Origin of the sequence: Tsukamurella sp. 8F, from assembly GCF_029167375.1 — a bacterium.
Lineage (GTDB): Bacteria > Actinomycetota > Actinomycetes > Mycobacteriales > Mycobacteriaceae > Tsukamurella.
In genome coordinates this window covers 1-15,862 of record NZ_JARFTP010000023.1, presented here as the reverse complement: position 1 = coordinate 15,862, position 15,862 = coordinate 1, and the positions used below count along the sequence as shown (strand labels likewise).

The 15,862-nt window shown below is 66.7% G+C and carries 15 protein-coding genes; 6 read left to right on the top strand and 9 right to left on the bottom strand.

Going from position 1 to position 15,862, the window contains the following annotated elements; all coding sequences use genetic code 11:
* The first annotated feature begins 81 nt into the window (after positions 1-81).
* Both P0W64_RS16365 and P0W64_RS16360 read left to right on the top strand, forming a co-directional pair.
* Positions 82-984, top strand: coding sequence for a LysR family transcriptional regulator (locus P0W64_RS16365; protein ID WP_275481223.1), 903 nt, complete (start codon positions 82-84; stop codon positions 982-984).
* Between the two features lie 133 nt (positions 985-1,117).
* Complete coding sequence (locus tag P0W64_RS16360) at positions 1,118-2,293, top strand: MFS transporter (RefSeq protein ID WP_275481222.1); 1,176 nt, start codon at positions 1,118-1,120, stop codon at positions 2,291-2,293.
* A 127-nt stretch (positions 2,294-2,420) separates the two neighbouring features.
* Here P0W64_RS16360 and P0W64_RS16355 read toward each other — a convergent pair whose 3' ends face one another.
* Positions 2,421-2,597, bottom strand: a complete 177-nt coding sequence (locus P0W64_RS16355) for a hypothetical protein (RefSeq protein ID WP_275481221.1) — start codon at positions 2,595-2,597, stop codon at positions 2,421-2,423.
* A gap of 81 nt (positions 2,598-2,678) precedes the next feature.
* Between P0W64_RS16355 and P0W64_RS16350 the strand changes: the two genes are divergently transcribed.
* Entirely contained in the window at positions 2,679-2,975 is a 297-nt protein-coding gene (locus P0W64_RS16350; protein WP_275481220.1) for an alpha/beta hydrolase fold domain-containing protein, read from the top strand.
* Positions 2,976-3,138: 163 nt separating this feature from the next.
* Here P0W64_RS16350 and P0W64_RS16345 read toward each other — a convergent pair whose 3' ends face one another.
* Positions 3,139-4,038, bottom strand: a complete 900-nt coding sequence (locus tag P0W64_RS16345; RefSeq protein ID WP_275481219.1) for an alpha/beta hydrolase — start codon at positions 4,036-4,038, stop codon at positions 3,139-3,141.
* A gap of 60 nt (positions 4,039-4,098) precedes the next feature.
* Between P0W64_RS16345 and P0W64_RS16340 the strand changes: the two genes are divergently transcribed.
* Complete coding sequence (locus tag P0W64_RS16340; RefSeq protein ID WP_275481218.1) at positions 4,099-4,908, top strand: hypothetical protein; 810 nt, start codon at positions 4,099-4,101, stop codon at positions 4,906-4,908.
* Positions 4,905-5,558 (top strand): helix-turn-helix domain-containing protein, encoded by a 654-nt coding sequence (locus tag P0W64_RS16335; protein ID WP_275481217.1) that lies wholly within the window; start codon positions 4,905-4,907, stop codon positions 5,556-5,558. The genes P0W64_RS16340 and P0W64_RS16335 overlap by 4 nt, the downstream gene beginning before the upstream one ends.
* A 236-nt stretch (positions 5,559-5,794) precedes the next feature.
* Here the strand turns inward: P0W64_RS16335 and P0W64_RS16330 are convergent, their stop codons facing one another.
* From P0W64_RS16330 to P0W64_RS16310, 5 genes are all read right to left on the bottom strand, one after another.
* Positions 5,795-6,409 carry a LysE family transporter gene (locus tag P0W64_RS16330; RefSeq protein WP_275481216.1) on the bottom strand — a complete coding sequence of 205 codons (615 nt, stop codon included), beginning with the start codon at positions 6,407-6,409 and terminating at the stop codon, positions 5,795-5,797.
* The gene (locus P0W64_RS16325) at positions 6,406-7,578 is read right to left on the bottom strand and encodes a type III polyketide synthase (RefSeq protein ID WP_275481215.1); all 1,173 of its coding nucleotides are present in this window, start codon (positions 7,576-7,578) and stop codon (positions 6,406-6,408) included. Before P0W64_RS16325 ends, P0W64_RS16330 begins: the two co-directional genes overlap by 4 nt.
* Positions 7,579-7,604: 26 nt before the next feature.
* Positions 7,605-8,768 (bottom strand): aromatic ring-hydroxylating dioxygenase subunit alpha, encoded by a 1,164-nt coding sequence (locus P0W64_RS16320; RefSeq protein WP_275481214.1) that lies wholly within the window; start codon positions 8,766-8,768, stop codon positions 7,605-7,607.
* A 144-nt stretch (positions 8,769-8,912) separates the two neighbouring features.
* On the bottom strand, positions 8,913-9,764 hold the full coding sequence (locus tag P0W64_RS16315) for an NAD(P)-dependent oxidoreductase (RefSeq protein WP_275481213.1): 852 nt from the start codon (positions 9,762-9,764) through the stop codon (positions 8,913-8,915).
* Positions 9,761-10,639 carry an AfsA-related hotdog domain-containing protein gene (locus tag P0W64_RS16310; protein ID WP_275481212.1) on the bottom strand — a complete coding sequence of 293 codons (879 nt, stop codon included), beginning with the start codon at positions 10,637-10,639 and terminating at the stop codon, positions 9,761-9,763. Before P0W64_RS16310 ends, P0W64_RS16315 begins: the two co-directional genes overlap by 4 nt.
* 135 nt (positions 10,640-10,774) lie before the next feature.
* Here P0W64_RS16310 and P0W64_RS16305 point away from each other — a divergent pair, with 135 nt between their 5' ends.
* Positions 10,775-11,389 (top strand): ScbR family autoregulator-binding transcription factor, encoded by a 615-nt coding sequence (locus P0W64_RS16305; RefSeq protein ID WP_275481211.1) that lies wholly within the window; start codon positions 10,775-10,777, stop codon positions 11,387-11,389.
* A 676-nt stretch (positions 11,390-12,065) separates the two neighbouring features.
* Here P0W64_RS16305 and mobF read toward each other — a convergent pair.
* Together mobF and P0W64_RS16295 are read right to left on the bottom strand one after the other, a co-directional pair.
* Complete coding sequence (gene mobF / locus P0W64_RS16300) at positions 12,066-15,056, bottom strand: MobF family relaxase (RefSeq protein ID WP_275481210.1); 2,991 nt, start codon at positions 15,054-15,056, stop codon at positions 12,066-12,068.
* A gap of 505 nt (positions 15,057-15,561) precedes the next feature.
* A partial coding sequence (locus tag P0W64_RS16295) for a hypothetical protein (RefSeq protein WP_275481209.1) occupies positions 15,562-15,862 on the bottom strand: 301 nt, incomplete at its 5' end.

Genomic DNA, 15,862 nt, shown 5'->3' with positions numbered 1-15,862 from the left:
GCTGCACTCCCTCACCGTCGGAGATGATGCCTCATCAATCGGGAGCCGCTGGCTGTTCGGTCGGTGTGTTGGAGTGGGGTGGTGGAGCTACGGGATCTGGAGTTTTTTGTCGCGGTTGCTGAGGAGCTGCACTTCGGTCGTGCGGCGGACAGGTTGCGTATTGTGCCGGCGTCGGTGACGCAGCGGATCCAGGCGTTGGAACGTGAGCTGGGCGTTGTGCTGTTCGAGCGCACGAGTCGGCGGGTGGCGTTGACCGATGCGGGGACGCAGCTACTGAGGCGCGCACAGGCTGTCTTGGTCGCCGCGGACCAGCTGTCGGAGGACGCGTCTCGGATGCGTACCGGCGAACAGGCCCGGCTGAGGGTGGGATTCGCGCCGGGTTCGGCGCACCTGATCGATGCTCTCGGTCGTCGCGTGGCCGCGCGCAGACCTGGGGTGGAGTTGGTGGCTGAGTCGATGTGGAGCCTGGACGTGCTGGCCGCGCTGTTGCGCGGTGACCTCTCGTTGGGGATCGTCCGGGACCCGCTGCCCGCCGACGGGGTCGACTCGACGGTGGTGGCGACCTACCAGGACAGTTTCGTCGCGGTCGCCGCGCCAGGGCCGTTGGCCGGGCGTACTCGGCTGTCGATGGCGCAGTTCGACGGGCAGCGGTTCCTGCTCAACGAACGCGACACCGCACCCGGGGTGCACGATGCAACCGTACGATTCTTCGCCGAGCAGCAGGTACGCCCGGTCTGGCGACTGCATCGGCTGCACGAGCAGGAACAACAGCTGTCGCTGGTCGCCGCCGGCGCGGGCTCCGCTCTGGTGCATTCGCACCGTGCGGACATCACCCATCCGGGTGTGCGAGTGATCCCACTGGTCGAGCGCGGTCCGCAGCACCGACTCCACCTGGTCTGGCGCGACCGAACTGACGAACCCGGCGTCGCCGCCGTGGTCGGGCTGATCCCCGAATTGCGCACTGAGCTGGCGGCTGACTCATAGCTTCGTGGGACCGTTCATCTGAGATGAACGCTCGTGCGCGATCTGCTTCTCGATCCCGTGGTCGCGGCGTGGTCGTCTGGTCGATGGGCACCGGAACACACCGGAGCCCGGATTCGACACGGGAGGTCTGGCCATGCGCAAGGTGTGGTTGCTCGGCTTCGGGGCGTTCGCAATCGGCACCGACCTGTTCATCCTCGGCGGGATTCTGCCCGCGTTGGCGGCATCGCTGTCGACTACGCAGGCCGCCGCAGGGCAGGCGGTCACGGTGTTCGCGGTGGTGTACGCGGTCGCGACGCCGGTCATCGCAGCCACCACGGCGCACCTGCCGCCGCGCAGGGTCTTGGTGGCGGCCCTGACCGTCTTCACCGCGGCCAACCTGGGTACAGCGATGTCGCCGACCCTGTCGGTGTTGTTGGCGACCCGTGGGGTGGCAGCGCTCGGTGCGGCGGCATTCACGCCCGCCGCCGTCGGCACGGCCACGGCCTTGGTATCCGCCCAGCATCGCGGGCGTGCGGTCGCAGTCGTGATGAGCGGGCTCAACGGCGCCATCGCGGTCGGCGTCCCGGCCGGCACCACTCTGGCCCAGACATTCACGTGGCGTGCCGCGCTCCTGCTAGTCGCTGCCATGGGCGCGTGCGCGGCCGTCGCGATCGGCGCCGCGTTGGGGGACCCGCCCGCGCAGGAGAGCGGCGCCGCATCACTACGCGTGCGGGTCGGTCTGCTGGCACACCCTCGGATCCTGTCGGTGCTGGCGGTCACCACGTTCGCCGTCGGAGCCGGCATCACCGCCTACACCTACATCGCCGACATCCTGCACGCCACCGTCGACGTCGACGGGACGGTCCTGACCGTGCTGCTGGTGCTCTACGGGATCGGCGCCTTCGTCGGGTCGTTGGCCTCTGGAGTACTGACCGACCACGTCGGGGCAGACGCCACCATCACCGGCACCCTGCTACTGCTCCTTCTCACTTTGCTGGTCGTGCCCCTCGCGGGCTCTGTCACTGTCGTCGCCGTGATCGCCCTGGTGTGGGGCGCGGCCATGGTCGCATTCACCCCGCCCCAGCAGCACCGCCTGATCGCCGAGGCACCCGACCAGCCCACCGTCGCCGTCTCGCTGAACTCGTCGGCCCTCTACCTCGGCGAGGCCCTCGGCGCGGGCGCCGGTGGTATCGCACTCGGCATCGGAGTCGGATTCGTTCATCTGCCCTGGGTCGCCGCCGCCCTGGCTCTGGTAGCGATCGCAACCCACATGCTCACGACTCACCGAGCGCGAACGTCAGGCGCATCTACGGCTGCGCCTCAGAGATGATGAGCTCGATCACTGCCGACTCTGGTAGGGCCGATCAGTACCGGTGATCGCCGCCGGCACGCGATGGGGAAGCCGCGGCCGTGGACGACACCTTCAAGCCGGGCTGTTCCCACGCTTCGTCCCGTCGTCATGTGCGGCGACCGCCTCGTAGAAGCCGCACGGCGTTGGTCTTCGTACGCGCCCAGTCCGCCAGCAGCGTGTGATCCAGCTCTTTGCCGCACCGTTGCACGAGTTCCTCTCTGGTCCAGTTGTAGTTGCTGCCGTGGATCCGATCGCGGTCGGCGACGGCGGTGGGTGCGTCCACGTAGCGGTTCGGTCTCACTGCGAGGTCCCACCGGTTCTCGGCCAGCTGTTGTAGGGCGCGGTGGCCTTTGCTGGGGGTGGTATGGGATGGGCTGTCGATGACACCGGTGCCGCTGTCGTCGACCCCGTCGCCGCCCCAGGCCGAGCGAGCGACCTCAGCGGTTTCCCGCCGTCCCGCATCGCCGCAGCCCAGTTCGATGTCTTCCGCGACGAGGACATCGACTTCGCACGACGACTCATCACCGCAGGCATTCCGACTGATCTGCACGTCTACGCGGGCGCCTTCCACGCCTGGGACAGACTGGCACCCGACTCGACACTCGCCGAGAGCTACACCCGAACATGGCACACCTTCCTCCGCAGATACCTCCACGCCTGAACACGGCCACCCAGCCGATCCGTCCGGGCAGTTGGAGCACAGTGGTGCCGAACAGCCACCTCTCCGGCGACCTGGGCGTGGCGTACTCGGTCGCCGACGATCGTCCATCCCGATCCGGCGTCCCGATGACGCGCGCCTGCTACCCGGCCATGCCGGCGGGTGATCAGCGGTAGCGGAGGGGAAGGTTCCGGTCGAGGAAGTCGCGTTGGTCGGCGATCGCGGTGTCGCGCCATCTGTCGGTGTAGATGTCGAAGTGGTTGATCGGGTAATGGATGAGCTCGGCGTCGGGTGCTCGGCGTGCGACGCGTGCTGCGGCGGTGGGTGAGGTGATGTCGTCGTGGTCGCCGATCAGGTAGAGCATCGGGCAGGTGACGTCGCCGGCGCAGCGCCCGGGCCGGTAGCGGGCGAGTTGCGGTACGAGGCGCGCGGGTACCGTCTCATCCCACTGGCCGGGCGGCATCATGGTGCGGATGGCTTCCTCGACGCCGGGGCCCGACATCACCGCGGTGCCACCGGCCGGACCGAACAACCGGATCCGGTGCGGGGCGCGGCCGAGGCGGGTCCCGATCACGTCACGCATCCCTGCCGCGATCAGCCGAGCACCCTGCCGGGGCGGGGTGGACGCGGCGGAGACCAGACCGTCGACGAACGGCACCTGGGCGATGACCGCCCCGATGCGGCGATCATGCGCCGCCAACACCTGTACGTGTCCGCCGGACAGCGACGTGCCCCACAGTGCGATGCGGTCGGCGTCCACGTCCGGAAGCACCCGCGCCAAGGCGATCGCGGCGCGCCAGTCGTCGAGCTGACGTCGTATGTCGACGAGCTGACGCGGTTGTCCTCCGCTGCCGCCGAAGTATCGGTAGTCGAACAGCAGCACCGCGTACCCGGCCGCCGCGAACCCCTCGGCGAACGGCTCCAGGCCGAACACGCGCTGCCCTCCCAGGCCGTGCGCCATCACCACGATCGGATAGGCCCCTCCGCCCGTGGGCCGGTACAGCCACGCGGCGCAGGGCGTGCCGTCGACGACGAGATCGACGTCGTAGCGGCGATAGACATCCATGGGAGACCTCCTGGACGACACACCGTTGTGTGCTACTTGTTTTAGAAGTACTCTACTTGAATGTTAACCACATCACAGGGGGTCGTCATCCCCACAGAAGTCGCGGTACCGGTACTGACGGCCATCGGCGTGGTGCCACTCGCGATCGGCGGCATCGTCTACCTGGCACGGCGCACATCCAGCGGCCGCGCCGATGCGGCACGGTGGGGCGCGGCGGCGTGCGCGGTCTGGATCGCATGGCTCGTCGCCGTGGTCGCGCTGGCCCGGGCCGGAATCCTGTTCGGTGCCGACGCCGGCCGATGGGTTCCGCTGTGGGTACTGATCACCTGGGCGATACCGATCGTCGTCGTCCCCGCCCTGGCGCGGCGATCCGGCGACCTGCTGCGCGGGCTCGGCGCGCGGGTACCGCTCACGCTGCTGACCCTGTTCGAAACCGGGCGGGTAGTCGGATCGGTATTCATCGAACTGCATCACCGCGGCACGCTGCCGGCGCTGTTCGCCTACCCCGCCGGTTGGGGCGACGTCGCTATCGGTGTGACCGCCCCCGGTGCCGCGGCGATCGTCTATCTCCGTCATGCACAGGTACACACCCCGGGAACACGCTGGCGCCGGCTGTTCCTGGCATGGGGTGTCGCCGGATTCGCAGAGATGCTCATGGCCGTCACCCTCGGGCTGGGGAACTACCCCGGCGTCCTGCGCATATTCCACGGATCGGCAGACACGGCGATGTTCGCCGAGCCACCGATGCTGCTGTTCCCCACGTTCCTGGTGACCACCGCGACCACCCTCCACGTGCTGATGATCCAAGCGCTACGCCGCACCCACCTCCCGACGACGACGCCGCCGGTCAGGGATACTGCAACACTGTGACACGCAGGAGCTACCGCCAGTACTGCGGACTCGCACACGCACTAGACCTCGTGGGCGAACGATGGACACTGCTGATAGTCCGAGACGTGGCCGTCCGCCCCCGCCGCTTCGGCGAACTGCTCGACGGTCTCCCCGGTCTGGGCACCAGCCTCCTGTCGAACCGCCTCAAGCAACTCGAACACGACGACATCATCGAGCGAGCCGTCACCAGCGAACCCAGCGGCATCGTCTACCGACTCACCGACCACGGCCGAGCACTCGCAGCAGCACTCGCACCCCTGACACGCTGGGGTGCGGCCACCCTCCCACCAGCGCCGCCCTCCGACCACTGGGACCCCGACTGGCTCGCCTTCACCATCACCTCCGCATTCCACCCCGAACACGCAACCGACGTCGACCACTGCTACCGCCTCGACACCCCCGCCGCCACCCTCTACGCCCTGGTCACCAACGCCACCGTCACCGTCACCACCGACCAATCCCGCCCACCAGACCTGACAGTGACCACCGACCTCCCCACCCTCGCCGCCATCGGCTCAGGAACGATGTCCATCACCGACGCGGCCACCACCGGACACTTCCACACCGACGGACCACCACACATCGCCCACACCGCACTCCGACTATTCGGCCTGCCCCCGACGACCTAACGCAGCCGACACCCTGCAGCGACCAGACCACAACGCCGACGTCTCCCCGACTCGACGATCCAAGCCCGGCGACGTGAGCGCAGGATCCAGCTCGGCAGCTACCCGGGGCAACCTATCTTGAGGGAAGAGCTGGAGCGGCTGAACCGAGTACGCACCGATTCCCATGACTTCTTCGGCGAGCTTCCGCCCCTCTGCGGTGCGTATGTTGCGCTAGAACGGACCCTCGGGTAGCCAGCTCATCCGACCATCATGAAGATGGACAGGGCGATGATCAGAGCGGCGGATAGGAGGCTGGAGACCGTGCGTCCTGCTCCGGCGAGGATCCGTCGTCCGACGAGCCCGCCTGCCGAGGCGATGAGTGCTTGCCAGGTGAGTGATCCGAGTAGGACGGCGATCACGTAGCCGAGGTTGAATATCACTGAGCCTGTGCCGATTCCGCCGCCGAGTACCAGTGCGGTGAAGTACACCAGCGGCCACGGATTGACCAGTGTCAGGGTGAAGAGGGTCAGGAACACGCGGATCGGTGTCAGCGTGATCGCGCGTTGAGGAGTGTCGCCTTTGTCCTGTCTGAGGGCACTCGACGCGATGTAGAGGGCCATGCCGATGAGGATGACTCCGGCCGCGATCCGGAGCTCGCTTTCGACCGGGGCGATGATCCGTGCGGCTGCTGCCCCGGCGAAGACCGCCACGGTGGCGTAGACGGCGTCCGCCAGGGCGGCACCGAGTGCGCCCCATAGGGCGACTCGGATCGAGCTGCGGGCGGCGATACCGATCAGGAGGATCGCGAACGGCCCTAGTGGCATCGCAAGCGCGAACCCGGCGACGTATCCGCTCAGGAGGGTGTGCGTCAACGTGGCTTGGCCGGGGTGTGGGCGGCTACGAGTTCGCGGTCGCCGTGCGAGCCGCGCATCGGTGTGGATGCCGTCGGCAGGGTCTGCGTGGTGGGGAATTCGCCGACGGCGGTCAGCAGGGAGGATTCGGTGGTGATTCCTGGGCCGAACCCTGCGAGCAGGCCACGTGCTCCGGGGCTGATGACCCCGGCATCCCAGCTTCTGGCGGTCGCTTCGAGAACGACGGAGCTGGCGATGTTCCCACACTGGGTGAGGGTCTCGCGGCTGTGGTGGAACTCGTCGAGGGGGATTTCGAGGCTGGTGCCGAGTTCGTCGAGGATCCGCGGCCCGCCGGCATGGATGATGTAGAAGTCCAGGTCGTCGACGTCCCAGGCGTAGTCGGCGGCGAACTGTGCGATCCGGGGTGCGATGGGGGCCATCATCGATGGCACTCGCTTGTCCAGGCGGAAGTGGAAGCCGCTGTCGAGCACGTCGTAAGAGATCCATCTCTCGGTGTCTGGGATGAGATAGCTGCCGACCTTGTGGATCTGGAGGCCGTCTGCGTCGGTCGCTGTGGGGCCTGAGGAAACGATCGCGGCGGACATCGCGTCACCGAACAGGCCCTTCGACAGCAGGCTTCCGACGCTGTCGTCGGCGGGTTGATAGCACAGGGAGCATAGTTCGCAGCTGACGACTACGGCGTTCGCTCCAGGGTGTGCGCGCACGTGGTCTGCTGCGCGGTTGATTCCGGCCGCGCCGGCGGCACAGCCGAGTTGGGAGATCGGGATCTGGACGGTCGTCGGGTCCAGGCGCAGCCGATTGATCAGCCATGCGGTCATGGACGGCATCATGAACCCCGTGCAGGACACGAAGATCACGGCGTCGATGTCGGGGCGGTCGAGTCCAGCATGGTCGAGGGCTTCGTCGACGAGCGCCGGTGTGACACGCTTGGCCTCGGCTTCGAATGTGCGGTTGCGCTCTCCGAATCCGCGAGGGGCTGTCACGCGGTCGATGGGGTCGATGAGGTGCCTGGCCTGGACACCTGTGTTGGCGATCATGCTGAGGGCCTGATCGAGGGCTCGGGCGTTCGCGTGCTCGCGCGTGATCAGTGCGAGCGTCTCCTCGAGTGTGATGACGTGGTCGGGGAGATAGGTGGCTGGTTTGTGGAGCGTGGGAATCGATGTGACCATGCGGGCCTCCCTCAGCGTCGGGTGGATCAGACTGCGGCGTGCGCGTCGGAAAGGTCGTCGGCGCTGGATGTACCGGGCTCGACGGAATCGTCCAGCGAGGCACCCAGCTGAGCGTCGATCCATGCCCTGAATCCCGCGATGAGCTGTTCATGGGGTGTGTGGCGCTCGCTGAAGAATCGCGAGGTGACCCCTCGCTGGACCCGCTCGCATGCGTCGAAGTCTTGCCGGGCGGTCGTATCGACGAGGCCGACCGCATCGGAAGGGTCGAATCCGGGGGCGGCGATCGCCTCCGGGTGGAAGAGCCAGTCCGAGACGATCTTGGTGCGTGTCGCCGACAGTGGGAAGAAACGTTGGCACATCACGTGGTCCGGCAGGAACATCACGTGCACGTTCGGCCACAGCAACAGGCCATGAAAGGTGCGTAGGTACCGGTCCGGCACGGTGGGCAGGGGGGCGGCGACGGCCGTACCGGAGAGGGAGAAGCCGGTGGCTTTGGGGGAGAGCTGGGATCCGTCGGTGTTCGGCCTGCCCTCGTGACCGCTGACGGTTCCGTAGCCGGATCGCCACTCCGGCAGCGCTTTACAGATCTCGGGGTGCATTGTCGGGCAGTGGTAGCACTCGCAGAAGTTCTCGACGATCAGTTTCCAGTTCGCCTCCACCACATACTCACGTGATGCGGCGACCTCCAACTGATCCGGGCGGTACAGGGCAGGCAGGTCGAGATCGCCGAACCGAGCCTCCAGCAGCGGATCGATCTGGGCGTGGAGCGATCGCGCGTGCGGATCGAGGTTGACCCACACGTAACCGAGCCATTCGTCGGTCTGCACGCGGTGCAGGCTCCCCTGCGGCACGTCCTCGAAATCCTGCCGCAGTGGGATGCCCTTGAGCTTGCCGTCGAATCCGTATGCCCAACCGTGGTATCCGCACGTGATGGCGCCACGGAACCGACCGCTCGCATTCTCGCACAAAGGATATCCTCGGTGCAGACACAGGTTCACATATCCGGCGATGCCGTCCTTGGAGCGCACCAGCAGGATCGACTCGCCGCCGACCTCCACTGTGCGGAAGCTACCGCGCTCGGACAGCTCCGAGGCCTTGACCGTGCACATCCATCGGCTGCGGAAGATCGCGTCCTCCTCCTGTTCGTACTCGTGTCGTCCGTGGAAGCGGGCTGCCGACCAGTCCACCATCAGGTTCCTCCTATCAGCTACAGGCGTACTGACTTCGTCTCGGTCACGCCGAACGTCGGCGTCGACGACAACGTACCGCACATGCGGTTTGCTTGCCAGAAGCGCAACTGATGTGTATGGAATGCCTCTCTGGTGCAGTCTGTTTCAGGTTCGGAACGCGGCCGGAGCATTCGCGCAGGTGCACGTCAGGTAGTGGTTCGTCGACAGGAGCATGCGGTCGTGCTCAAGCGCCTGAGACTCCGCCGACGACGTAATGCGTGCCGGTTCGGTCGGATCGGCGGGTCGCAGGCCTCTGCGCTGCAGTTCGGTCGCGATGGAAGGGCGCAGGGACCGCGGCGTACGTTCGGCGGCGAGCCACACGCCGGGGGGCGCGGGATCATCGACGGCGGCCGAGATCAGGCGGACGGCGAGGTCATCGACGTCGATGACGGAGTGCACCGCGTCGCCGGTGATCGCCCAACCGAACCGGGCCACGAGATCAGCCGCGCGGGGGATGACCCAGCGGTCGCCGGCACCGAGTACGAGATGGGGCCGCACGACGGTTCCGCCGGCGTCCACGATGTGCTTGTCGCCTGCGGTTCGGGTCGCACTGACAGCAGAACCGGGAGCTTCGCGGAGCTGGTGGATGTCCACACCCGGAGACAGGGCGTGGCCGTAGACCGCGGCGGTGCTCACAGCCACCAGCCGCGTTGCCGTCGTGGCGGCCTCGTGCGCGATCGTCCGGGCCCCCACATCGTTGACCGCGACAAGGCGTTCGACAGGACCCGTGATCGCGTGGGCGAGATGGAGAACCGCATCCGCACCGACGGTGATCCCGCGAATGGACGCAGGATCTGCTATATTGCGTGTGATCACCCGGCTCCGGCCCGGCTGCGACGGCACCCGCCGATGGTGCGCTACCCAGGTCACCCGGATATCGTCGCGCGCACTCAGCTCCCGTGCGACGGCCGAACCGATGAACCCGGCGCCGCCCGTCACGAGCAGCGCGAAAGTCATTGCGGGACAGTCTTGCCAAAGGACACTTCCGCAGCGGATGTATCCGCCTGGTACGTACGGATCACCGGCGACCCGTCGATCCCATCGTCGATCTCGATCAGCGGGTCCGCGGCGAGTTCGAGGTAGACGTGGAAGCGGGCGTCCATCTTCGTCGGCACACGCCGCCGGCGGAGCTGGTACATCTGCCTACTGGCTTCCACCACCACCATTCCGGGAACATGGTCGTTCGGGTGATCGAAGTAGCCGCGATGCGTGGTATCGACGACGAGATGCACACCGTCGTCGGAGGCCGCCGGCCCCAAGAGAACGTCCCGAGCGGAGCCGCACCCTACCTGCGTAGGTGGGAACCGTGAGCGACTGCTGACCCGCCCCCGAGGTCGGCGCGACCCTCGGAGGCGTCTGTAGACCTGGGCAGGAAGAACGCGAAAGTAGCTGGAACCGCGACCGATCCGTCGATCGGATGCCACCAGGTCGACGTCGACCGACATCCGGTCCAATGCGCCGGCGCGCATCACAACGTCCCGGCACGTCGCCTCCGCTGTGACCTCGACCCGCTCCGATGGCGTGAGCGCATCCATTCCCGTTCCGACCTCGGCAGTCAAACGCGACATCGCGAACGCCGACGCTCGCGGCACCGCGAACCCGACGTGAGCCACCGCCATCGACAGCTGCCGCACGGTCTCCGCCAGAACGACCAGATCTACGGCCCCGGCACGGGAGTACGTGGCGGTCCGATACGGCGACCAGTCGACTCCGGCGGTACATCGCCCACGATCACCGACCTGACAGCTCTGGATCAATGCCGCGGTCTCGACGGTCTTATGCACGAGATCACAGAGCCCGTCAGAGACCGGCTCCTCCATCACATCGGTCACAACACCCTCCTCTGTGTCGACGAGCTCACCAGGAACGAACCGTCCATGCGGTTCGCGTGCTAGTGTGACCAGCGACCTACTAGTACGCAAGGGCAGGAGCCGCCGAGGCCCCGGGACAGTGAAACAATCACCAACGTGCAAGAACGAGCGACGACAACCCGAACCACCGTGCTCCACGCCGCTGCGTCCGTATTCGAGCGCCGCGGATACGCGGCAGCCACCATCGCTGAGATCCTGTCCGAGGGGAATGTCACCAAGGGCGCTGCCTACTTTCACTTCGAGTCGAAAGAGGCGCTTGCTCGTGCCATCGTCGCCGAGCAGGCCGAGTGGCGATCCCCCGATGCCAGGCCGGGCTCTGCCTCGCTACAACACGTCGTCGACCTCGTCTACCGCTTCGCCCGAGCCCTCGAGACCGACGTCCTCGCACGCGCCAGCGTCCGACTCACCCTCGAACGCAACACCTTCGAACGACATCCGGACGAACCCGACCAGTACCAAGCATGGATCGACGACATCCGTCCCCACCTCGACGCAGCCGACAGCCGCGGCGAACTGACGATCCCACCCGAGGCCGCCACCCACATCATCGTCTCGGCAGTCGCAGGCACTCAAGTGGTCAGCGAAGCGCTGACCAATCGCGCCGACCTCGTTGCGCGCATCCACACCTTCTGGACCACCCTCGCACCCGGGATGATCTCCGCTAAAAGCCGCCGACGGATCGACCTGCGCCCTCTCGCCGAACGAGACTGAACCCGCGGCTCGGGTCGCCGGCGATACGGGATACCGAGGAATCTCAGTACCCCGTCGCGGCGGTCGGCCTGGCAGGGGTCGGCCCCTAGGCAAGATGCTCGACCGCTCGAACTGAGCATCGTTCGAGAGATGCCCCATCCTCAAAGATCGACATCAGGAACACCGATGTGGACCAGCCGCTGCTCATTAGAACTGATCGTCGTCGCGAATCGGTGGGAGTATCTCGGCAGGTCTGCGGAATGTCGCCGCGACGCCGCGTTGTAGAACGCGCGGAGGACGAACTCCGTGAACGCCCCCGGGGTCAACGCAGATGTCGCTGCTATTCGAAAGAACGTTCGCCTCACCCCCGGCAAGTCCAGTCAGCGATGTGACTCCCGTGTGCGACACCACAGATAAGAACGGCTTGTATGGAGCGAGATCCACATCCAGCAACCGTATGACGCAGTACAAAACACCCACCATTCCACTACAGATGAATCGACAGCTCAACGGCCGTCCGCTTCCGGAACTTGCGACGCTTCACACACTGGTACACAACACGGCCCGGCCAGTAGCCACCTAGCGTGATCTAAAACTGGGACACAGTGCCATGAACGAGACTCCGAGGGCGTCGACGAGCCCACGCCGTCCAACTTCTGACGGTTGAGCGCCGTCAATACGTTCCGCCCCGCAACAGCTAGAGGTCCAGCGTCGGTCCGTCGTCGGTGCGGCCGGCGTCTCGTGCGGCATCGTCGGTGCGGCCGCGGCGGCGGTTGTTGTCGTGGTCGTAGGCGTCGTGGGCTCGCTGCCTTAGTGCGTCGGCGATGTCGCGGGCGCGGCCGGTCCATGGGGCGGCGTTGTTGTCGTGGTGGGCGTCGTCGATGGCTTGCATGGTGGTGCGCTGGCGACTGCTGCGGGCGACGACCTGGTGCATCATCGATGCGGCGACTGGGCGCTCGTATTCGATGATGTCATCGGGGTCGCGGTGGGGTTCGTGTCCGTGGTCGGAGATGTCGTCGCTGTGCTGCATGTAGATGTCGTTGCGGTCGCGGCCGCGGGTGATGGCGACGTACAGCATTTCGGCGGTGGCGCGTCCGGTGTTGATCAGTGCGTGGGTGCGGTCGACGGTGGCGCCTTGGGCGGTGTGGACGGTGGCCGCGTAGCCGAGGTCGACGTTCTCGCGGACGTAGTCCGGTGTGAGGACGGCGCGGGCGTCGTCGTGGGTGCGGACGGCGTGGATGGTGCCGTCGGCGAGGATGTTGTGCACGGTCCAGCGGTGGCCGTTGCGGACTTGGTCGACGTCGTCGCCTTCCTTGTGGGGTGCGATGGCGAGGGTGGGGTCGTTGCTGCGGGTGATGATGGTGTCGCCGATCATCGCGCGGTGTTCGTTGGCGATCGGCACGCTGTGCGCGGACACCTGGCGCCCGTATTGAATCTCGCGGTCGACGTCGTCGTGTCCGTGGAGGTACTGCTGGGTGCGGCGGTTGAGCGACCACACCATCTCGCGGGTGCCGGCGACCAGCATGGTGTCGCGGCCGGCGTCTCGGTCGTCGACGAACGCGTTCCATGCCTTGTCGGCCATGACGACTTCGTCGCCGGCGTGCAAGCGGTCGTTGGAGCCGTACCAGGAGATGGCTGCGCGCTTCTCGAGGCCGGTGCCGTGGCGCAGCCACAGCCCGGCTTTGCGTTCTTCTTCGCTGCGAACTCGGAATACCTGTCGATAGTCGTGGCTCCATGGCAGGTTGCGGTGCAGGTCGTCGAATAGTCCGGCGCGGGCGGCGACCGGCTGCAGCTGGTGACTGTCGCCGACTAGGACGAGTTTGGCGCCGGTCTCCTTCGTGTGGGCGATGAGCCGCGCGATCTTGTCGTTGCCGACCATGCCGGCTTCGTCGACGACGATGACGTCACGCTTGCCGAACGGCAGCGAGGCGGCGTGGTCGTCGCGGTCGATGTCGCCGAGGATCTTGGCGATGGTCGCGCACCTTTCGTGTGCGGCGGCACCGTCCTGCGCGGCACCGTCGGCGGCTTTGCCGGTAGGGGCGAGGACCCACATGTTCGCGCGGTGGTTGCGGTACCGGTTGTCCTCGACGATGTGGCGCAGCGCTTTCAGCGATCGCGTCTTGCCGGCGCCGGCGGGGGCTTGCACGACCTGCACCCGGTGCGGTGACGCGGCGATCTCGCTGATCGCCTCGGACTGGTCCTCGGACAGCTTGAACGGTGCGATGTCTGCGTCGCGGTCGACGAAGAATCGGGTGTCCTCGTCGGACTCCACGGCCGCTTCGAGCGCTTCCAATTCTTCGAGAACGATCTCCTCGCTCGTGTAGGTGATCGATCCTTCCCGTTGGTGTGCTTCGCGGCTCGCCTGGATCGGTAGCAGCACCCCCGCGGTTGCGGCCTCGATGCCGCCGCGCACGTCGTCGGCAGGTAGGTCTTGGGCGAGGGTGGGCCAGTGCGCGGCGAGGATCTCGACGAGGTCGGCGCGGGTCAGTTCGGTCTTGTCGGCGGCGGCCACCCATTCGCGGATCGACCGCGCGTCGGGGATGGTGCGGTCGCGGGCGGCGAACTTCTCGGCCGCCTGGTTGTGCCCGTCATGGTCGACGGTGACGGTGCGGGAATCATCGGCCCACTTCTGCTGCAACTGTGCCCACGTGAGCTCTTCGGCCTTCACAGGTCGGGTGGCTCTCTGAGCGACTTCGAGCTGTTTCGGAGACGGCGCGCTCGTGCGATCGCCGTAGTGTTGCTGCGCCCACTCTCGCAGTCGGGTCGCCCGCTTCGACCAGTCCTTGATCGACTGCCGCGAGACCATCGCGAGCTCGGCCTGCCCGGTGCGGGTGTCGACGTCACGCCACATCCACCCGAGCTCGCGGGCGACCTCGTCGCGGAGCACGGCCTGGTAGATGGTGCCAGCGGCGCGGGCTTCGTGGTACAGCGATTTGGAGTCGATCGATACGAGTTTGCCGTCGGCGCGTGCCTGCCGGTTCGGCATCACCACGTGCGTGTGCAGGTGCGGATCCCCCGCGCGGGAGGTCTCGTGCTGATACGCCGCTGCTGTCAGCCCCGGCAGCTTCACCAGATCTTTCTTGCCGGTCTTTTTGTTCGGCACCCGTGAGTATCCGGCGTGCTCGGCGAGGTACTCCATCGCCGACCGCACCGCCGTGTCGTGCGCGCGTCGCAGCACATCCGCCTCATCGGAACCTGTGGCGCAACCGCGCATGATCGAGATGCTCTTCGGCGCGCAGAACGTCAGATCGAAGCCGTGCACCGGGGCGCGTTTCCCCGACAGCGCCTCCGGGATCTTCTGTCCGGTCGCCCCCGACGGTGCGACCCCCTCCTGCATCCACTTGTCGACCGCGTCGTTACTGGCCGTCACTCCGTCGGTGACACCGACGATGCCCTCGACCGTGGGGCGGTCGCCGGCGGTGATCCACACCGGAGCCCGCGTGTTGTGCTCGGTGTAGTACTCCCCCAGTCCACCTCCGGCCGACCGCTTCGACCGCTCCACCGCACTCTCGTCGTGATCGGATGCCCCCGTGACCGGCTCTGCTGCGCCGACGCTCACACCCGCCGCGACACGTTCACTCGACCGCTGGTCCTGCAGCGTCGCCTCAACCGCCCGCGCTGTGTCGCTGTAGTACTTCACACCCCACTTCGACAGACGCGCGATCGTCAGCACCTGCTGCACCTCCATCCACGCGGTCGTCGGAACCCCAAAGCACTCACCGCCAGCTCGTTACCAACGCGAAGCGTTGGGCTCCGCGGAGCGGGCCACGCCGCGCAGCGGCGGTCGAACACCGTGAGACGCACACCCAAACGGGGGCGCACGCCCAGTATTGCACCGAAGGTGCCAGTGTGCCAGAGATTTGGTGAGAAAAGATTTACGCAAGTAAAGCTCTTCTCCAGAATTGAGCACGGTAGTGGAAGGAGGTGCAGATGCACTGAAGTGGAACGGAGTGCTCCTTTCGTTGTTGGGGGGATTCGATAGGGGTCGAGCTGGACTGTGTCTGTAGATGAGTCAGAGCTAGAGCGGGGTAGTCGGCACAGTGCGCGACAACTCGGCCACGGTTGCCGCGCTCCCGCGACACGGCCGCCAGGCCGTGAGGGCGGGAACCCTCGGTGTGCACGAGCCGCCGCCGGGTCCGGGCAACCGGACAAGCACACCGGAAGGGCCGCCCGTGTGGACGGCCCCTACCGGGTTAGAAGGGCAGTTCGGTAAGCGGGTTGATCCGCTGGTCGGCTTGAAGTGCCGTCCAGGTGGCCCGGCGGCCGGCCTCCCAGATCGGGATCTGGTGCTTCTCGGGGTGGATCGGGTCGAGGTAGCCCATGTGTAGATGAGTGTCACGTGCGGCGGCACCGAGGGCCTGGAACAGGTCCCGGAATCCGCGGTGGATGGCGGGGTCGGTGGCGTCGCCGGCGACCAGGTCGGAGTAGAGATTCTCTGCAGTGTCGATGGCGGTGATGATGTTGAGCTGGTCGGTGTTGTTCATGGTGTGCTCC

Bases quoted from the DNA above. Each gene is read 5' to 3' on its own strand.
- P0W64_RS16340 (WP_275481218.1), top strand. From the start codon at position 4,099: ATGTTAACCACATCACAGGGGGTCGTCATCCCCACAGAAGTCGCGGTA.
- mobF (WP_275481210.1), bottom strand. From the start codon at position 15,056: ATGGAGGTGCAGCAGGTGCTGACGATCGCGCGTCTGTCGAAGTGGGGT.
- P0W64_RS16350 (WP_275481220.1), top strand. From the start codon at position 2,679: ATGGGATGGGCTGTCGATGACACCGGTGCCGCTGTCGTCGACCCCGTC.
- P0W64_RS16315 (WP_275481213.1), bottom strand. From the start codon at position 9,764: ATGACTTTCGCGCTGCTCGTGACGGGCGGCGCCGGGTTCATCGGTTCG.
- P0W64_RS16325 (WP_275481215.1), bottom strand. From the start codon at position 7,578: ATGGTCACATCGATTCCCACGCTCCACAAACCAGCCACCTATCTCCCC.
- P0W64_RS16360 (WP_275481222.1), top strand. From the start codon at position 1,118: ATGCGCAAGGTGTGGTTGCTCGGCTTCGGGGCGTTCGCAATCGGCACC.
- P0W64_RS16320 (WP_275481214.1), bottom strand. From the start codon at position 8,768: ATGGTGGACTGGTCGGCAGCCCGCTTCCACGGACGACACGAGTACGAA.
- P0W64_RS16345 (WP_275481219.1), bottom strand. From the start codon at position 4,038: ATGGATGTCTATCGCCGCTACGACGTCGATCTCGTCGTCGACGGCACG.